General features: G+C 74.4%; 12 protein-coding genes, 1 pseudogene and 1 riboswitch. Of the genes and pseudogenes, 9 read left to right on the top strand and 4 right to left on the bottom strand.

The features are described from left to right. The 3 genes and pseudogenes from HUX53_RS22935 to HUX53_RS22925 all read left to right on the top strand — a co-directional run. Window positions 1-294, top strand: a pseudogene (locus HUX53_RS22935) (magnesium chelatase); the annotation flags it as partial. A 1-nt stretch (window position 295) separates the two neighbouring features. Next, window positions 296-898: a cob(I)yrinic acid a,c-diamide adenosyltransferase gene (cobO, locus tag HUX53_RS22930; RefSeq protein WP_176405284.1), complete on the top strand. Its 603-nt coding sequence runs from the start codon at window positions 296-298 to the stop codon at window positions 896-898. Continuing rightward, window positions 895-2,226 carry a cobyrinate a,c-diamide synthase gene (locus HUX53_RS22925; RefSeq protein WP_309237383.1) on the top strand — a complete coding sequence of 444 codons (1,332 nt, stop codon included), beginning with the start codon at window positions 895-897 and terminating at the stop codon, window positions 2,224-2,226. The genes cobO and HUX53_RS22925 overlap by 4 nt, the downstream gene beginning before the upstream one ends. On the opposite strand, the gene cobN is transcribed toward HUX53_RS22925, so the two are convergent. Continuing rightward, complete coding sequence (gene cobN, locus HUX53_RS22920) at window positions 2,181-5,771, bottom strand: cobaltochelatase subunit CobN (RefSeq protein ID WP_309237382.1); 3,591 nt, start codon at window positions 5,769-5,771, stop codon at window positions 2,181-2,183. The genes HUX53_RS22925 and cobN overlap by 46 nt on opposite strands. A 30-nt stretch (window positions 5,772-5,801) precedes the next feature. Further along, window positions 5,802-6,011: riboswitch (cobalamin riboswitch) on the bottom strand. A gap of 8 nt (window positions 6,012-6,019) precedes the next feature. Between cobN and HUX53_RS22915 the strand changes: the two genes are divergently transcribed. Genes HUX53_RS22915 through HUX53_RS22905 form a run of 3 tightly spaced genes read left to right on the top strand, consistent with a single transcriptional unit; the run spans window position 6,020 to window position 9,329 of the window. Next, window positions 6,020-7,225 carry a precorrin-3B synthase gene (locus HUX53_RS22915; RefSeq protein WP_176405283.1) on the top strand — a complete coding sequence of 402 codons (1,206 nt, stop codon included), beginning with the start codon at window positions 6,020-6,022 and terminating at the stop codon, window positions 7,223-7,225. After that, window positions 7,222-7,842, top strand: a complete 621-nt coding sequence (locus HUX53_RS22910; RefSeq protein WP_176405282.1) for a precorrin-8X methylmutase — start codon at window positions 7,222-7,224, stop codon at window positions 7,840-7,842. Before HUX53_RS22915 ends, HUX53_RS22910 begins: the two co-directional genes overlap by 4 nt. Then, window positions 7,842-9,329 carry a precorrin-2 C(20)-methyltransferase gene (locus tag HUX53_RS22905; protein WP_176405281.1) on the top strand — a complete coding sequence of 496 codons (1,488 nt, stop codon included), beginning with the start codon at window positions 7,842-7,844 and terminating at the stop codon, window positions 9,327-9,329. The genes HUX53_RS22910 and HUX53_RS22905 overlap by 1 nt, the downstream gene beginning before the upstream one ends. Here HUX53_RS22905 and HUX53_RS22900 read toward each other — a convergent pair. The 3 genes from HUX53_RS22900 to cbiE are packed head-to-tail and all read right to left on the bottom strand — an operon-like array spanning window position 9,320 to window position 11,996. Continuing rightward, complete coding sequence (locus HUX53_RS22900) at window positions 9,320-10,042, bottom strand: cobalt-precorrin-6A reductase (RefSeq protein ID WP_176405280.1); 723 nt, start codon at window positions 10,040-10,042, stop codon at window positions 9,320-9,322. The genes HUX53_RS22905 and HUX53_RS22900 overlap by 10 nt on opposite strands. Then, window positions 10,027-10,782: a precorrin-4 C(11)-methyltransferase gene (gene cobM, locus HUX53_RS22895; protein ID WP_176405279.1), complete on the bottom strand. Its 756-nt coding sequence runs from the start codon at window positions 10,780-10,782 to the stop codon at window positions 10,027-10,029. Before cobM ends, HUX53_RS22900 begins: the two co-directional genes overlap by 16 nt. Continuing rightward, on the bottom strand, window positions 10,779-11,996 hold the full coding sequence (gene cbiE / locus HUX53_RS22890; RefSeq protein ID WP_176405278.1) for a precorrin-6y C5,15-methyltransferase (decarboxylating) subunit CbiE: 1,218 nt from the start codon (window positions 11,994-11,996) through the stop codon (window positions 10,779-10,781). Before cbiE ends, cobM begins: the two co-directional genes overlap by 4 nt. A 53-nt stretch (window positions 11,997-12,049) precedes the next feature. On the opposite strand from cbiE, the gene cobF reads away from it, so the two are divergent. The 3 genes from cobF to HUX53_RS22875 all read left to right on the top strand — a co-directional run bounded on the left by cobF (window position 12,050) and on the right by HUX53_RS22875 (window position 17,201). After that, the gene (gene cobF, locus HUX53_RS22885; protein WP_176405277.1) at window positions 12,050-12,805 is read left to right on the top strand and encodes a precorrin-6A synthase (deacetylating); all 756 of its coding nucleotides are present in this window, start codon (window positions 12,050-12,052) and stop codon (window positions 12,803-12,805) included. Between the two features lie 80 nt (window positions 12,806-12,885). Then, window positions 12,886-15,108, top strand: coding sequence for a hypothetical protein (locus tag HUX53_RS22880; protein WP_176405276.1), 2,223 nt, complete (start codon window positions 12,886-12,888; stop codon window positions 15,106-15,108). Next, a complete protein-coding gene (locus HUX53_RS22875) occupies window positions 15,105-17,201 on the top strand; it encodes a hypothetical protein (RefSeq protein WP_176405275.1) in 2,097 nt (698 codons plus the stop codon). Before HUX53_RS22880 ends, HUX53_RS22875 begins: the two co-directional genes overlap by 4 nt. Window positions 17,202-17,353: the final 152 nt, after the last annotated feature.

The following is a 17,353-nucleotide window of genomic DNA, read 5'->3' as shown; positions in this document are numbered from 1 at the left end:
CCGCCGCTGGCCGCCGGGCTGGTGAGGGCCGCCGAGGTGCTGCGGGCGGAGCGGCTGCGGGATCCGGCGCGGCGCCCGCTCGTCGTGGTCGTCACCGATGGGCGCGCGACCGCCGGAGGCGATGTCGACCGGGCGGCCGGGCTGCTGGCGGGGACGGCCGGAATTGTCGTGGACTGCGAGGACGGCCCGGTCCGGCTCGGCCTGGCGGGGCGGCTCGCCGCCCGGCTGGGCGCGCGGCTCGTCCCGCTCGGAGATCTCGATGGAATCGTGCGCGAGCACAGGAAGGCGGCCTGACATGCCCCAGGGGAAGCCCGTGTCCGTCCCCGACGACGGCCTCACCACGCGGCAGCGCCGCAACCGGCCGCTGCTGATCGTGCACACCGGGCCGGGGAAGGGGAAGTCGACGGCCGCGTTCGGGATGGCGCTGCGGGCGTGGAACCAGGGCTGGCCGGTCGGGGTGTTCCAGTTCGTGAAGTCGGCGAAGTGGCGGATCGGTGAGGAGCGGGCGCTGCGAGTGCTGGGCGACAGCGGCGAGGGCGGGCCGGTCGCCTGGCACAAGATGGGCGAGGGCTGGTCGTGGATCCAGCGGCCCGGCTCGGAGGCCGACCACGCGGCGGACGCGCGGGAGGGCTGGGCGCAGATCAAGCGGGACCTGGCCGCCGAGACGTACCGTTTCTATGTGCTGGACGAGTTCACGTATCCGATCAAGTGGGGCTGGCTGGACCTGGACGACGTGGTGGAGACGCTGACGTCCCGTCCGGGCGGCCAGCATGTCGTCGTCACCGGGCGGGACGCGCCGGAGCGGCTCGTCGGGGCCGCCGACCTGGTGACGGAGATGGGCAAGGTCAAGCACCCGATGGACGCCGGGCAGAAGGGGCAGCGGGGCATCGAGTGGTGATCCCGCGCCTGGTGATCGCGGCGCCCGCGTCCGGGAGCGGGAAGACGACGGTCGCGACCGGGCTGATCGCGGCGTTGCGCGCGCGTGGGCTCACGGTTTCGCCGCACAAGGTCGGCCCCGACTACATCGACCCCGGATATCACGCGCTCGCGGCGGGACGTCCGGGCCGCAACCTGGATCCGTGGCTCGTCGGGGAGGAGCGGATCGCGCCGCTGTTCCGGCATGGCGCGGCGGGCTGCGACGTGGCGGTGGTCGAAGGGGTGATGGGCCTCTTCGACGGGCAGGGCGACACGGGCTTCGCGTCCACGGCGCACGTCGCTCAACTGCTGGGCGCCCCCGTCGTGCTGGTCGTGGACGCGGCGCGGCAGAGCCGGTCGGTGGCGGCGCTCGTGCACGGGTTCGCGACGTTCGAGCCGGGCGTGCGGATCGGCGGCGTCGTCCTGAACCGGATCGGCTCCGGCCGGCACGAGGAGCTGTGCCGGGGAGCCCTGGAGTCGACGGGCATACCCGTGCTGGGGGCGATCCGGCGGGACGATGCCGTGGTGAACCCGTCCCGGCATCTCGGGCTGATCCCGGCGGCGGAACGCGGGGCGGAGGCCGTGCGGGCGGTGGAGCGGCTCGGCGAGCTGGTCGCCGAGTCGTGCGATGTGGAGGGGTTGCTGCGCCTCGCCCGCACCGCTCCCTCCCCGCCCGGCCCGGTGTGGGACCCGTCCGAGCATGTCGAGCCGGTGGACGGGCGTCCCGTCGTCGCGGTGGCGGGCGGGGCCGCCTTCACCTTTTCTTATAGGGAGCATGTGGAGCTGCTGCGCGCGGCGGGCGCCGACGTGGTGGTGTTCGATCCGCTGCGGGACGAGGCCCTGCCCGGCGGGACGGCCGCGCTCGTCATCGGCGGCGGCTTCCCCGAGGTGCACGCTGCCGAACTGGCCGCGAACACGAGGCTGCTCGGCGCAGTGCAGTCGTTCGCCGGGCCGATCGCCGCCGAATGCGCCGGCCTCCTTTATCTATGCGAGGAACTCGACGGGATGAAGATGTGCGGGCTCGTGCCGGGGCGGGCGCGGATGACGTCCCGGCTGACGCTCGGCTACCGGGAGGCCGTCGCGGTCGCGGAGTCGCCGCTGACCCGCGCGGGTGAGCGGTTCCGGGGCCACGAGTTCCACCGGACGTCCCTGAGCGGGGGCGCGGAGCCGCTGTTCCGGTGGCGGGACGGCGGCGACGGCTTCGGGAGCCAGCGGATCACCGCGTCCTACCTGCACCTGCACTGGGCCGGGTATCCGGAGCTGGCTCAGCGGCTGGTGTCGTCCTCCAGGTCGCCTTCCGCCTTGAGGTAGACCTCCTGGAGGCCCTGGAGGATCTCCGGGTCGGGGTGCTCCCACATGCCGCGCTCGGCGGCCTCCAGCAGCCGTTCGGCGATGCCGTGCAGCGCCCACGGGTTCGACTGCTCCATGAACTCGCGGTTCTCGTCGTCCAGGACGTAGGCGGCGGTGAGCCGGTCGTACATCCAGTCGGCCATGACGCCGGTGGTGGCGTCGTAGCCGAACAGGTAGTCGACGGTCGCGGCCAGCTCGAACGCGCCCTTGTAGCCGTGCCGGCGCATCGCGGCGAGCCACTGCGGGTTGACGACGCGGGCCCGGAAGATCCGCGCGGTCTCCTCCGAGAGCGTGCGGGTGCGGACGGCGTCCGGGCGGGTGCTGTCCCCCACGTACGCCTCCGGGGCCTTGCCGGTCAGCGCCCGGACGGTCGCGATCATGCCGCCGTGGTACTGGAAGTAGTCGTCGGAGTCGGCGATGTCGTGCTCGCGGGTGTCGACGTTCTTCGCGGCGACGGCGATGCGGCGGTAGGCGTTCTCCATGTCGTCGCGGGCGGGGACGCCGTCGAGGTCGCGGCCGTAGGCGTGGCCGCCCCACACCGCGTACACCTCGGCGAGGTCGGCGTCGTCGCGCCAGTTGCGGCTGTCGATGAGCGGCAGCAGCCCGGCACCGTAGGCTCCCGGCGCCGACCCGAAGACGCGGCGGGCGGCGCGCCGCTCGTCGCCGTGCCGGGCGGTGTCGGCCCGCACGTGGGCGCGGACGTGGTTGTCGGCGTCGGGCTCGTCGAGGGCCGCGACGAGGCGGACGGCGTCGTCCAGCATGGCGACGACGTGCGGGAACGCGTCGCGGAAGAAGCCGCTGATGCGGACGGTCACGTCGATGCGCGGCCGGCCCAGCTCGGCGAGCGGGATCGGCTCCAGGGCGGTCACGCGGCGGGACGCCTCGTCCCATTCCGGGCGTACGCCGAGCAGCGCCAGCACTTCGGCGACGTCGTCCCCGGCGGTGCGCATCGCGCTCGTCCCCCACACCGACAGGCCCACCGAGCGCGGCCATTCGCCGTGGTCGGCGCGGTAGCGGTCGAGGAGCGAGGCGGCCATCGCCTGCCCGGTCTCCCAGGCGAGGCGGCTGGGCACGGCGCGCGGGTCGACCGAGTAGAAGTTCCGGCCGGTCGGCAGGACGTTGATGAGCCCGCGCAGCGGCGATCCGCTCGGACCGGCCGGGATGTAGCCGCCGTTCAGGGCGTGCAGGACGTGGTCGAGTTCGTCGGAGGTCCGGGCCAGGCGCGGGACGATCTCGGTCGCGGCGAACTCCAGGACGCGGGCCACGAGGTCGCGGCGCTCCCCCGGCACCCGCTGGACGGCTTCGGCGACCGCGTCCACGGCCCAGCCCGCGTCCTCCATGGCCTGGACGAGTGAGCGGGCGGTCGCCTCGGCGGCGTCCACGTCGGCGAGGGCCGCGGAGCCGTCCTCGGTCAGCCCGAGCGCTTCGCGCAGGCCCGGCAGCGTCTCGCGCCCCGACCACATCTGCCGGGCGCGGAGCATGGCCAGCACGAGGTCGACGCGGGTCTCGCCCTCCGGCGCCTGGCCGAGGACGTGCAGGCCGTCGCGGATCTGGGCGTCCTTCACCTCGCACAGCCAGCCGTCCACGTGCAGGATGAAGTCGTCGAACTCGGCGTCGTGCGGGCGGTCGTCCAGGCCGAGGTCGTGGTCGAGCCTGGCGGCCTGGATCAGCGTCCAGATCTGCGCGCGGATCGCGGGCAGCTTCGCGGGGTCCATCGCGGCGATGGTCGCGTGCTCGTCGAGGAGCTGTTCGAGGCGGGCGATGTCACCGTAGGTCTCGGCGCGCGCCATCGGCGGCACCATGTGGTCGACGAGGACGGCGTGCGCGCGCCGCTTGGCCTGCGTCCCCTCCCCCGGGTCGTTGACGAGGAACGGGTAGATCAGCGGGACGTCGCCGAGCGCGGCGTCGGTGCCGCACGACGCCGACATGCCCGCCGCCTTACCCGGCAGCCACTCCAGGTTGCCGTGCTTGCCGACGTGCACGATCGCGTGCGCGCCGAACTCGTCCGACAGCCACCGGTACGCGGCCAGGTAGTGGTGGCTGGGCGGCAGGTCGGGGTCGTGGTAGATCGCGATGGGGTTCTGCCCGAAGCCGCGCGGCGGCTGCACCATCACGACGACGTTCCCGGCGCGGAGGGCGGCGAGAACGATGTCGCCGCCCTGCACGAACAGCTGCCCCGGCGGCGGGCCCCAGTGCAGCTCCATCTCCCCGCGCAGCTCCTCGGGGAGCGTGCGGTACCAGCGTTCGTAGGACGCGGCGGAGATCCGGACGGGGTTGCCGGCGAGCTGCTCCTCGGTGAGCCAGTCCTCGTCCTGCCCGCCGGCCGCGATGAGCGCGTGGATCAGCGCGTCGCCGTCCTGCTCGCGGACGCCGGGGAAGCCCTCACCGAGGTCGTTGCCCTCCGCTTCGAGGCGGCGCAGCAGCCGGACGGTGCTCGCCGGGGTGTCGAGGCCGACGGCGTTGCCGACCCGCGAGTGCTTGGTCGGATACGCCGACAGCATCACCGCGACGCGGCGCTCCGCGGCCGGGGTGTGCCGGAGGCGGCCGTGCCGGACGGCGATCCCGGCGACCCGCGCGGCCCGTTCCGGGTCGGCCGCGTAGACGGTGAGGCCGTCCTCGTCGATCTCCTTGAACGAGAACGGGACGGTGATGATGCGGCCGTCGAACTCCGGGATGGCGACCTGCGACGCGGCGTCCAGCGGGGACAGGCCGTCGTCGCTCGCCGCCCAGTCCGCGCGGCTCGTCGTCAGGCAGAGGCCCTGCAGGATCGGGACGTCCAGCGCGGCGAGCGCGCCCACGTCCCACGCCTCGTCGTCGCCGCCCGCCCCGGCCGTCGCGGGCCGCGACCCGCCCGCCGCGAGCACCGTCACGACCAGCGCGTCGGCCTCGCGGAGCGTGTCGAGCAGCGCGGGCTCGGCGGTGCGGAGCGACGAGCAGAACACGGGCATCGCGCGTCCGCCCGCGTCCTCGATCGCCGCGCACAGCGCCTCGACGAACGCGGTGTTCCCGGCCATGTGGTGGGCGCGGTAGTACAGCACGCCGATGACCGGGCCGCCGGTGGCGCGGGGTTCGTGGTCGAGCCGTCCCCACGCCGGCGCCGGGGCCGGCGGCGCGAACCCGCGCCCGGTCAGCAGCACGGTGTCGGACAGGAACGCGTGCAGCTCGGCCAGGTTGCCGGGCCCGCCGTGCGCGAGGTACGCGTGGGCTTCGGCGCACACGCCGCCGGTGACGGTGGACAGCTCCATCAGCTCGGCGTCGGGGGCCTGCTCACCGCCGAGGACGACCACGGGACGGGGGCCCGCGAGCAGCGCGTCGAGGCCGTCCTCCCAGGCGCGGCGCCCGCCGAGCAGCCGGACGACGACCAGGTCGGTGCCGTCGAGCAGGGCGGGCAGGTCATCGGCGGTGAGACGCGCCGGGTTGCCGAGCCGGTAGGCGGCGCCGGACGCGCGGGCGCTCAGCAGATCGGTGTCGGACGTCGACAGCAGCAGCACGGTGCCGTTGGACACGGCCGTTCCTCCCCCTGGGGTCCTCGCCCCGGTCGCGGGTGTCGCGATGGCAGGAGTCTCCTGGCTCCCGGATCGATGCTCGCCCCGGCCTTCCCGTCCGTGCGGACAGTGGCCTCAAGCGGGGTTCGCTCCCCGGTCACAGTGGCGGGACCGCGCCGGATTCGCACCGGCTTCCTCCCATTGCCATCGCCTGTGGAGAACAGTACGGCAGAGCGGGCCGCCGGCAAAGTGTGGTTAACATCCTCCCCGTGCCGAATGTCAGATCCCGTGCCGACGCGTGCCCCGGCGCGCTGCGCACTCACGACGCCGCCGACGGGCCGCTGGCGCGCATCCGCGTGCCGGGCGGCGCGGTGACGTCCGCGCAGCTCAGGACGCTCGGCGACGCCGCTCGCGGGCTGGGCCGGGACGTCATCGAACTGACCTCCCGAGGCAACCTGCAACTGCGCGGCGTCCACGATCCGGCGGCGCTCGCGGAACGTCTGGAATCGGCCGGCCTGCTCCCGTCGCCGTCCCACGAACGGGTGCGCAACATCGTCGCCTCCCCGCTAGGTGGACGTGGCGAACACGGCACCCTGGCAACGGACCCGCTCGTCACGGCGCTCGACCGAGCACTGTGCGCGAACCCCCGGCTGGCCGATCTGCCGGGCCGCTTCCTGTTCGCCCTCGACGACGGCACCGGCGATGTAGCCGCTCTCGACGCCGACGTCACTCTCACCCCGACCGGCCTACTGTTCGCCGGTTCCCGGCTGTCCTTCCCCATCGGAACCGAGCCACTGAGCCCCCCGGCAGGAGGTCCCGCGCCAGGCGGCAAGACGTCTCGCGCGACCGTCCAGGAGTCGGCCGCGGCCTTCTCTGGAGACGGCGAAGGCGGTGTGCACGGAGTCCCTCTGCTGGCCGCGGCGGCGGAGGCGTTCCTCGACGTCGGAGAGGACGCGTGGAGGTTGGCGGAGGTGCCGGACGGGGTCCGGCTCATCGCCGGACGGCTGGGGGCGAGCAAGGAAGAGACCGCCGCCGATCCTGAGCCCCGGCCCCCCTACGCCGGGGTCGTCCGGCAGCGGGACGGGCTCGTTTCGCTTGAGATCGTGCCACCGCTCGGGCGGATGTCCGGTGCGCAGGCCGAGGCCCTCGCCGAGGTCGCCGACGACGTGCGGGTGACGCCTTGGCGGAGTGCCGTATTGCGTGATCTGACCTGGGAGAACGCCTCCACCATCGCGGAGACGCTGGACGGCGCGGGGTTCGCGGTCGATGCGGCGTCGCCCTGGGTCGGGGTGTCGGCGTGCACGGGAAGTCCCGGGTGCGCGAAGTCGCGCGGTGACGTGCAGGGCGAGGCGCGGCGGTGGGTCGGCGGGCTGGAGCGCGCCCCGGAGACCCCCGTCCACTGGGCGGGGTGCGAGCGGCGGTGCGGGATGCCGCGCGGCCCGGTCGTGCTGAGGATGGCGGAGGAGCAAGGGTGATCGACTACGTCCGGGACGGCGCCGAGATCTACCGGCGGTCGTTCGCGACGATCCGCGCGGAGGCCGACCTCACGGGCCTGCCGGACGACGTGGCGCGGGTCGCGGTCCGGATGATCCACGCGTGCGGCATGACCGACCTCGTCGAGGACCTGGCCTGGTCGCCGGGGGTCGTGGAGCGGGCGCGGACGGCGCTGCTGGGCGGCGCGCCGATCCTGTGCGACGCGCGGATGGTCGCGTCCGGGATCACGCGGAAGCGGCTGCCCGCCGGCAACGAGGTCGTATGCACGCTGGGCGATCCGGGCGTGCCGGAGCTGGCGGCGCGGCTCGGCACCACGCGGAGCGCGGCGGCCCTTGATCTGTGGCTCGACCGGCTGGACGGCTCGGTGGTCGCGATCGGCAACGCGCCGACCGCGCTGTTCCGGCTGCTGGAGCTGGTCGCGGAGGGCGCGGGACGTCCGGCGGCGGTCCTCGGGATCCCGGTCGGGTTCATCGGCGCGGCCGAGTCCAAGGAGGCCCTGGCCGCGAGCGGTCTCGACCATCTGGTGGTGCGCGGGCGGCGCGGCGGCAGCGCGATGACGGCGGCGGCGGTCAACGCCATCGCCAGTGAGGCGGAGTGATGGCGGGACGGCTGTTCGGCGTGGGCGTCGGGCCCGGCGACCCGGAACTGGTCACGGTGAAGGCGGCGCGGCTGATCGGCGGCGCCGACGTGGTCGCCTACCACTCCGCGCGGCACGGCCGCAGCATCGCCCGGTCGGTCGCCGAACCGTACCTGCGGGACGGCCAGGTCGAGGAGCAGCTCGTCTACCCGGTGACGACCGAGACGACCGGTCATCCGGGCGGCTACCAGGGGGCGCTGGACGACTTCTACGCCGACTGCGCCGCCCGGCTCGCCGCGCACCTCGACGCGGGCCGGACGGTCGTGGTGCTGAGCGAGGGCGACCCGCTGTTCTACGGGTCCTACATGCATCTGCACAAGCGGCTCGCGCCGCACTACCCGGCCGAGGTGGTGCCCGGTGTGACGTCGCTGAGCGCGGCGTCGGCGGCGGCCGGGCGTCCGCTGGTGGAGCGGGAGGAGACGCTGACCGTCCTGCCCGGCACGCTGCCCGGCGACGCGCTGGCCGAGCGGCTGCGCACCGCGGACGCGGCGGCCGTGCTCAAGCTCGGCCGGACGTTCACCAAGGTCAGGCAGGCTTTCGAGGACGCGGGACGACTCGGCGACGCCTGGTACGTGGAGCGGGCCGCCACCGACCGGCAGCGGGTCGTGCCGCTCGCCGGCGTCGACCCGGCGGACGTCCCGTACATGTCGCTCGCGCTGCTGACGAGCCCGGCGGAGCGGTCGTTCGAGGCGCCTCCCCCGGCGCGGCCGGAGGGCCGCGGATGGGTGCGGGTCGTCGGGCTCGGGCCGGCCGGGCGGCCGTGGCTCACCCCCGAGGCGCAGGACGTCCTGGCGTCCGCGACCGACCTCGTCGGCTACGGCCCCTACCTGGACCGCGTCGCGCCGAACCCGCGGCAGCGGCGGCACGCGTCGGGGAACCGGGTGGAGGCCGACCGGGCCCGGCACGCGCTGGCACTCGCGCGGGACGGGGCGCGCGTCGCGGTCGTGTCGTCCGGCGACCCGGGCGTGTTCGCGATGGCGGCGGCCGTGCTGGAAGCCGCGGCCGAGGACGAGTTCGCGGACGTCCCGGTGCAGGTCGTGCCGGGTCTGACGGCGGCGCAGGCCGTCGCGGCGCGGGCGGGCGCGCCGCTCGGGCACGACTTCTGCGTCCTGTCGCTGTCGGACATCCTCAAGCCGTGGGACGTGATCGCGCGGCGGCTCGCGGCCGCCGCCGAGGCCGATCTGGTGCTGGCCCTCTACAACCCGTCGTCGAGTCGGCGGAAACACCAGCTTCCGGCGGCGCGCGACCTGCTGCTGGAGCACCGCTCCCCCGAGACGCCGGTGGTGATCGGCCGCGACGTCGGCGGTCCTGGAGAGAGCGTGACGGTGACGACGCTCGGCAAGCTCGACCCGGAGCAGGTCGACATGCGCTGCCTGGTCATCGTGGGATCGTCCACCACGCGGGTCACCGACAAGGGCGTGGTCTACACGCCGCGCCGTTACCCCTGAGCCCAGGCCGCGGCGGACTCCACGTCGTCCGTCGCCTGGACGCCGTCCGGGTGGGGCGGGCGGTCCACCATGATGACCGGTATCCCCGCCTCGCGGGCGGCGGTGAGTTTCGCGCGGGTCATGGTGCCGCCGCTGTCCTTGGTGACGAGCACGTTCAGGCGGTGCTCGCTGATCAGCGCGCGTTCGCCGTCGGCGGTGTAGGGGCCGCGCGCGAGCAGGACCTCCACGTTGGACGGGACGGGCGGCTCCGGCGGGTCGACCGACCGGGCGAGGAACCAGGCGTCCGTCCGGGCGGCGAACACCGGGATGCTGCGGCGGCCGGTGGTGAGGAACACGCGGGCACCTTCCGGCAGTGCGTTGGCGGCGTCAGGCAGGGACGGGACGCGGTGCCAGTCGTCGCCGTCCTCCTCGTCCCAGCCGGGGCGGCGCAGGGCGAGCAACGGGACGCCTGTCAGCTGCGAGGCGCGGGCGGCCGAGGCGCTCATCCGTTCCGCGAACGGGTGCGTGGCGTCCACGAGCCGGTCGATCCGGTGGTCGCGAAGCCAGGCCGCGAGGCCGGCGGCGCCGCCGAACCCGCCGATGTGCACCTCGCCGGACGGCAGGCGCGGATCGGACACCCGGCCGGCCAGCGACGACACGACATGCACGCCGGTCAGGGAGGCCGCGAGGGCGCGGGCCTCCGCCGTCCCGCCGAGGATCAGGACGCGCCGCACGCCCGGTCCCGGACGGCGCTGTAGAGGTGGCTGTCCGGGAACGCCGACGCGGTGAGGACGCGGCCGACGACGATCACCGCCGTCCGCTTGATCCCGGCCTCGTGGACGAGGTCCGGGATGTCGGCGAGGGTGCCGCGCAGGATGACCTCGTCCGGGCGGCTGGCGCGGGCGACGACCGCGACCGGGCAGTCCGCGCCGTAGTGCGGCACCAGCTCGGCCGCCACCTCGTCGATGCGCTGGACGGCCAGGTGCAGCACCATCGTGGCGCCGCTCGCGCCGAGCGTGGCGAGGTCCTCGCCGTCCGGCATCGGCGTGGCGCGCACGGCGGTGCGGGTCAGGATGACGGTCTGGCCGACGCCGGGAACGGTCAACTCCCGTCCGAGCGAGGCCGCCGCCGCCGCGAACGCCGGGACACCGGGGACGACCTCGTACGGCACTCCGGCCGCGTCGAGGCGCCGCATCTGCTCGGCGACCGCGCTGAACACCGACGGGTCGCCCGAGTGGAGCCGGGCGACGTCCAGGCCGTCCCGGTGCGCGGCGGTCAGGTCGGCGACGATCTCGTCCAGGGTCATGTTCGCGGTGTCGACGAGGCGGGCGCCGGGCGGGCACGCGTCCAGCAGTTCGCGCGGCACCAGCGACCCCGCGTACAGGCACACGGGCGCGGACTCCAGCACCCGCAGGCCCCGCACGGTGATGAGGTCGGCGGCGCCGGGGCCCGCGCCGACGAAGTACACGGTCACAGGGTTTCCTTCCGTGCCGTCCAGATGGTGACGGGCATCGCGGGGCGCCAGCCGGTGAAGCCGCCGAGCGGCGCGGCACGCTCGACACCGATACGGACCAGTTCGCCGCCGTGGGTGCGGCGGTACTCGGCCACCTTGACCTCCGATTCGAGGGTGACGGCGTTGGCGACGAGGCGCCCGCCGGGCTGGAGGGCGTCCCAGCAGCGTTCCAGCAGGCCGGGGACGGTGAGGCCGCCGCCGACGAAGACGGCGTCTGGTTGCGGGAGGCCGTCCAGCGCGTCCGGTGCGTGGCCCGTCACGACGCGGACGCCGGGCACGCCGAGGGCCTTGGCGTTGCGGGTGATCCGCTCGGCTCGGTCGGGACGGCTCTCAACCGCAACCGCCGCGCAGGACGGATGCGCCCGCGCCCACTCGATCGCGATGCTGCCGGACCCGGCGCCGACGTCCCACAGCAGCTCGCCGGGCAGCGGCCCGAGGCGGGACAGCGTCACCGCCCGGACCTCGCTCTTGGTGATCTGCCCGTCGTGCTCGTAGGAACCGTCGGGGAGCCCGGCGACGCGGGGCAGCGGCGCCGCGTCCGGACCGGGCACGCATTCGACCGCGACGAGGGTGAGCGCCGAGGCGGCCGGGGCCGTCCACTGGGACGCGACGCCGTGCGCCGCCGTCTCGTCCTCCGCGCCCAGGTCGCACAGGACGGTCATGCGGCTGGGGCCGAAGCCGCGGCCGGTGAGCAGCGCGGCGACGACCGCCGGGACCGCCCGTCCGGCGCCGAGGACGAGGACGCGGCGGCCCGGCGCGACCACGGCGTTCAGGGTCTCGACCGGGCGGCCGACCACGCTGACGACGTCGACCCCGTCCAGCGGCCAGCCGAGCCGGGCGCACGCCAGCGACGCCGACGACGGATGCGGCAGCACCCGCAGCCGCCGTGCGCCGACCAGGCCGGCGAGCGTGGACCCGATCCCGTAGAACATGGGGTCGCCGCTCGCGAGGACGGCGACCGCACGTCCCGCATGGCGTTCGATCAGCCCGGGAAGCGCCGGAAGGAGCGGGGACGGCCACGCGACCCGTTCGGCCGCCGGCTCCGGGACGAGGTCGAGCTGCCGGGCGCTGCCGAGCAGCACCTCCGCCTCCCGCAACGCCGCTCGGGACGCCTCGGGGAGCCCGTCCCACCCGTCCGCGCCAATCCCGACAACGGTGATGAAACGCGCGTCCACCGGCCTCCTCCCCGAAATGCGGCGCCAAGTCTATAGCTGGCATTCTTGGCCGGGTGAAGCGGCTTTCGATCATCGGCATCGGCGCGGGCGACCCCGACCACCTGACGTTCCAGGCGGCGAAGGCGATCGCCGCCGCCGACGTGTTCCTCCTGGTCGACAAGGGCGAGGCCAAGCACGATCTCGCGGGGCTGCGGCACGACCTCATCGCGGCGCACGGCCGCGAGCCGTACCGGATCGTCGAGGCCGGCGACGCCGAGCGCGACCGCACCGCCGACGGCCCCGCCTACACCGCCGCCGTCGAGGACTGGCGCTCCCGCCGCGCCCGCATCTACGAGGCGTTCCTGACCGACGAACTGGAGGACGGGCAGACCGGAGCGCTCCTCGTCTGGGGCGACCCCGGCATCTACGACAGCACCCTCGCCGCGCTCGACGAGATCGACGCCGAGTTCGAGTACGAGGTGATCCCCGGCATCAGCAGCGTGTCGGCGCTGACCGCCCGGCACCGGATCGGGCTGACCCGGGTGGGCCGTCCCGTCCACCTGACGACCGGCCGCCGCCTCGCCGCCGAGGGCGCCACCTGCGACGACGTCCTCGTCATGCTGGACGCGCACTGTTCGTTCGCCGATGCGGGCGACGACTTCCACATCTACTGGGGCGCCTACCTCGGCACACCCGACGAGATCCTCGTCTCCGGTCCCGTCGCGGAGGTCGCCGACGAGATCCGGACCGTCCGCGCCGAGGCCCGCGCCCGCAAGGGCTGGATCATGGACACCTACCTCCTGCGCCGCGAGCCCGTGCGGCAGCCATAACTTTCTCCGCCTATTTACAAACCTTCTGTCCGCCGGTAGGCGATCATGTCAAGCCCTGTGCCGGCATATCGGGAGGGGCAGTGACCGAGGAGGCGGAGGAGCGCACGGCGATCACCGCAGGGCCGGTGCCGGACGTCGTCGCGCGCGGGCTGCCGTCCGTCCTGGCGCGCACCGGCCGGCTCCTCGGCGGCGGGCTGACGACGGCGGCGCTGCCGGTGCTCGCCTGCTCGGCCGCCTTCCAGTTCGTCCTCGTGGTGGCCGGCGTCCTGGCCGTCGGGGACGACGGCTCCATCGTCAACGACGAGATCCGCACGTACGAATGGACGCCGCGCATCGTCGCCTACGCGTGCGCAGCCGTGCTCGCGCTGCTGGCGGCCCACGTCGCGGCGGTCGCCGCCGTGGTCCTCATCGCGGCGGGTCGGCTGCTGGACCGCCCCGTCACCGCGCGATCCGCGGCGAGGGTCGTGGCGTGGCGGGCGCCCGCACTGGCGGCGTCCGTGCCCCTGACCGGGGGCGCTCTGCTGGCCGTCCCGGCCGCCGGCGCGGGCGTCTACCTGCTCACCGGCGAGCTGTGGGTCGGGTTCTTCGCGTGCGCGGTGGCGGGTCTCATGAGCTGCTGGACGGTCCTGGCCGTCCCGCTGATCGTCCTTGAGGGCGCCGGGCCGGCGCAGGCGATGGCCAGGGCCTGGACGCTGACCCGCCATCGCCGGGCCCGCTGGTCCTGGTTCGTGCTCGCGGCCGTGCTGCTCGTGCCGACCGCCGTCGCCACCGGGTTACCGGCACTCGTCCGACCGCTGGACGGCGAAGCCTCGGCGATCGCCGGCCGGGTCGCCGTCGTCATCGCGGGCGCGCTGGTCGTCTTGGTGCAAGGGTCGAGCCTGGCGGTCATCACCCTTGACCAGTGGTACCCGGACGTGGACGTCTGGCGGGAGCGCCGCCGTCCACTCGACCTGGACGCCGCCGCACGGAGGCTCCCCACGGCGGACCGCCGGGCCCGGCCGGGACGCGCGGCCGTGCTCGCGGCGCTGGCGATCGTGTCCCCCGCCCTCCTCCATTGGGCCGTGCTCCACACCGACCCCTACGGCCTGACGATCGTCTCCGATCGCGTCGTCGGGATGCGGGACGGCCGCAACGTCCTCCTGTTACCGGACGGCGCCGCCCCGATGGTGCTCACCCCGGAACTGGCCTACGGATTCTCCTTGCTGGCCTGCGGCGACCGGACCTGCCGCAGCAGCCGCGAGGTCACCCGCGTCCCGCGCTCCGAACACCGGGTGGAGGCGGCGGCGCTGCCGGGCGGCGCGGTGGTCGTCGCGGCGTGGCAGTACGACATCAGCTCCCTTGGCAAGGCGCCCGACAAGGTGCCCGAGACCCTGCCCCTCCTGCTCCGGCTGGTCCGCTGCACGCCGGACGGATGCCCGCCCATGTCGTCCGCCCCGAGTACCGTACGGGTCGGCCGGGTCGGTTCGTCCATGATCAACGGCGCCGCCATCGCCGTCACCGCCGCCGGCTCTCGGATCGTGGCGGCCGCCATCCCTCCCCAGGCCGACAGGGACGGCCGGGACTTGCGCCTCCTGCGCTGCACCCGTCTCCCCTGCGACCGCCCGGAGGTCCTCGCCACCCTCCACCCGCCGTACATCTCCAGCGGACACGACGAACCGGTCGCGATCGCGACCGGGCGGTCGGGGCGTCCCGTGATCGCGATGCAGGACGTCCTCCACGGCGGACTGACCGTGGTGAGCTGCGACGACGCCGACTGCGACCGGCCACGGACGGCACGGTTCGGCCGCCGGGACGACTCCACCGTCCAGGAGGACGACCGCTTCGACGCGGCCGGCACGATGACGAGGCGCCTGCACTTCCTCGATCCCGACGCCGTCGAGGTCGCCGTACCTCCCGACGACCGGCCCATCGTGACCTACCGGAACATGGTCACCGGCGCGGCCACGCTGCTGCGCTGCCGCACCCCGGACTGCGCGTCCGCCGACACCACCGTCCTCAGCCCGCCCGGCCTCGCCCAGCACGCGCCCGCCCTGACCGTCGGCCCGGACGGACTGCCACTCATCGCCGTCCACAACCTCACCAATACCTCGGTGCCCCTCCTCGCCTGCGGCGACCCCGCCTGCGCCCACCGCGACGGGGCCCGCGTCGGCACCTACAGAGGTGTCCCCGGCCCCCTGGACCTCGCCGTCGGACGCGACGGCCGTCCGCGGGTGCTGTGGGTCGCCGGTTCCGACGACCCCCGCTACGAACTGCACCTGACCACCTGCCGCCGCGCCCGCTGCGCAGGAGGTACCGGCCGGTGACGACACGTGACCTGACGTCCCCGGAGGGCGTGCTGACCACGCTGGGACGAACATGGCGGCTGCTGCGGTCAGGGCTCGCGGGAGCAGCGGCGCCGGTCATCGGCTGCTACCTCGCGTTCCAGTTCCTCTGCATCGCGGTCGGGGTCATGGTCCTCGGCGGTGACGGCCGTGTGGTCAACGGCGAGATACGCACGTACGGGCTGTCGCACGGGATCCTCCTCTACGTCGCCGTAACGCTGACCGCAATGCTGGCCGCACATTTCGCGGCGGTCGTCGCCGTGGTCGTCATCGCGGCGGGCCTGCTGCTGGAGCGGCCCGTCACGGCAGGGTCCGCGGCTCGGGCGACGGTGCGGCGGGCGCTCGCCCTGGCCGGTGTCATCCCCTTGGTCGGATTCGCGCTCCTGCCGATCCCGCTCCTGGGAAGCGGCGGGTTCCTGCTCACGCTCAGGGTGTGGCCGGGTGTCCTCGGCTGTGTCATCGGCGCGCTCCTCAGCTGCTGGGCAATGCTCGCCGTCCCGCTGGTCGTCCTGGAGGACGTAGGGCCGGTGCAGGCGCTGACCCGGGCCTGGTCGTTGACCCGTCATCGCCGGGCCCGGTGCTCCTGGTCCGTGCTCGGTTCCGTGGTGGTGGTGCCGGGCGCCGTCGCCGCCGGCGGCTGGGCGCTCGCATGGCCGCTCGCCGAGGACGCGCATGCGATCGCGGTGCGGGTGACCGTCACGGCGGCGGACGCGCTGGCCGTCCTGTTGCAGGGCGCGGGCCTGGCGGTCGTGGCGCTGAGCCAGTGGTATCCGGACGTGGCCGTCAAGCGGGAACGCCGCCGCCCCGCACCGCGCCGCACGGCAGCGCTCCTGACGCTGGTCATCGCGGCGCCCGGCCTCATCTACTGGGCCGCGCTGCGCACCGACCCCTACGACTGGATCATGGTGTCCGACCACGTCGTCGAGCATGCGGTCGGCCGGGACGTACTGCTGCTGCCAGAGCACGGCGCCCCCGCAGTGCTCGCGTCCCGCCGGGACACCGGCTTCGACCTGCGCGCGTGCGACGGCCCCACCTGTCAGAGCAGCCACCTCGCCGCACACGTCCCGTACGTGGAGGACCGAGTGGACGCGGCGGCGCTGCCCAACGGCTCGCTGGTCGTCGCCGGATGGCAGTACGGCGGCAGGCGCGTCGGCAAGTCCCGCGAGCAGCCGCTCCTGCTCAGGCTGATCGCCTGCACGGCACGCGGATGTCCGGACATGCCCGCCGCTCCGACCACCCTCCGCGCAAGCTGGCGCGGCCTCGCGGCGTCCGTCGCGGTCGCCGCGTCCGGTTCCCAGGTGGTCGTGGCGGTCGCGGCGCCCTTGTCGGAAAAGGACGCCGGCGACGGGGCCGCGAGCACCCTGCGCGTCATGCGCTGCGCGGACCTGCCCTGCGGAGACCCGGACGTCCTCGTGTCGGTCCCGGTTCCGCAGGCGACCGGGGTCGCGGACAAGCCGCTCGCGCTCGCCCTCGGCCGCGCCGGCCGCCCGGTCGCCGCGTATGAGGACCTCGACAGCGGCGAACTGACCGTCGTCAGCTGCGCCGATGCCTCCTGCCGCCGGAGCCGGACGACTCCGCTCGTCCCCCGCCGCTCGTTCACCATCGAGCAGAACGACGCCATCGACGTCGGCCGCCAGGCCGGATCCGCGGTGTCCAACGCCTACCCCGACGCCGTCGAGGTCGTCGTTCCCGGCGACGACCGGCCCGTGATCGCCTACCGCGATCTGCTCACGGGGGCGGCGACGATGCTGCGCTGCCGGGACCGCGACTGCACGTCCGCCGACACCAGCGTCCTCGGCCCGCCCGGCCGGGCCCAGCAGGCGCCCACCCTCGCGCTCGGCCCGGACGGGCTGCCGCTCGTCGCCGTCCACGACCTGACCGACGCCTCCGTCACGCTCATCGCCTGCCGCGATCCTGCCTGCGCCCGCCGCGACAAGGCACGTATCGGTACTTACACCCACATTCCCGGCCCCATCGACCTCACCGTCGGGCGCGACGGGCTGCCCCGGATCCTCTGGGTCGGCCGGACGGCGGGGCGCACGCGCAACGAAGCGCATCTGACAGAGATGATGTAGATGAGCGCCTCCCGGCGGGGTCTGACCCAGCATCTGACTGACTTCGGGTCTTCAACGGGATCTGTCGGCCTTGGCCGGGAGGCGCTCATGTGCACTCACCGGACGTGGCGTTGTGACTTCATAGGAGCCTGGCTAGAGGCCCCATCTCTGTC

Source organism: Actinomadura sp. BRA 177 (assembly GCF_013372625.1).
Lineage (GTDB): Bacteria > Actinomycetota > Actinomycetes > Streptosporangiales > Streptosporangiaceae > Spirillospora.
Note: the sequence above shows the minus strand (reverse complement) of the source record. Positions and strands in the feature narration are given on the sequence as shown.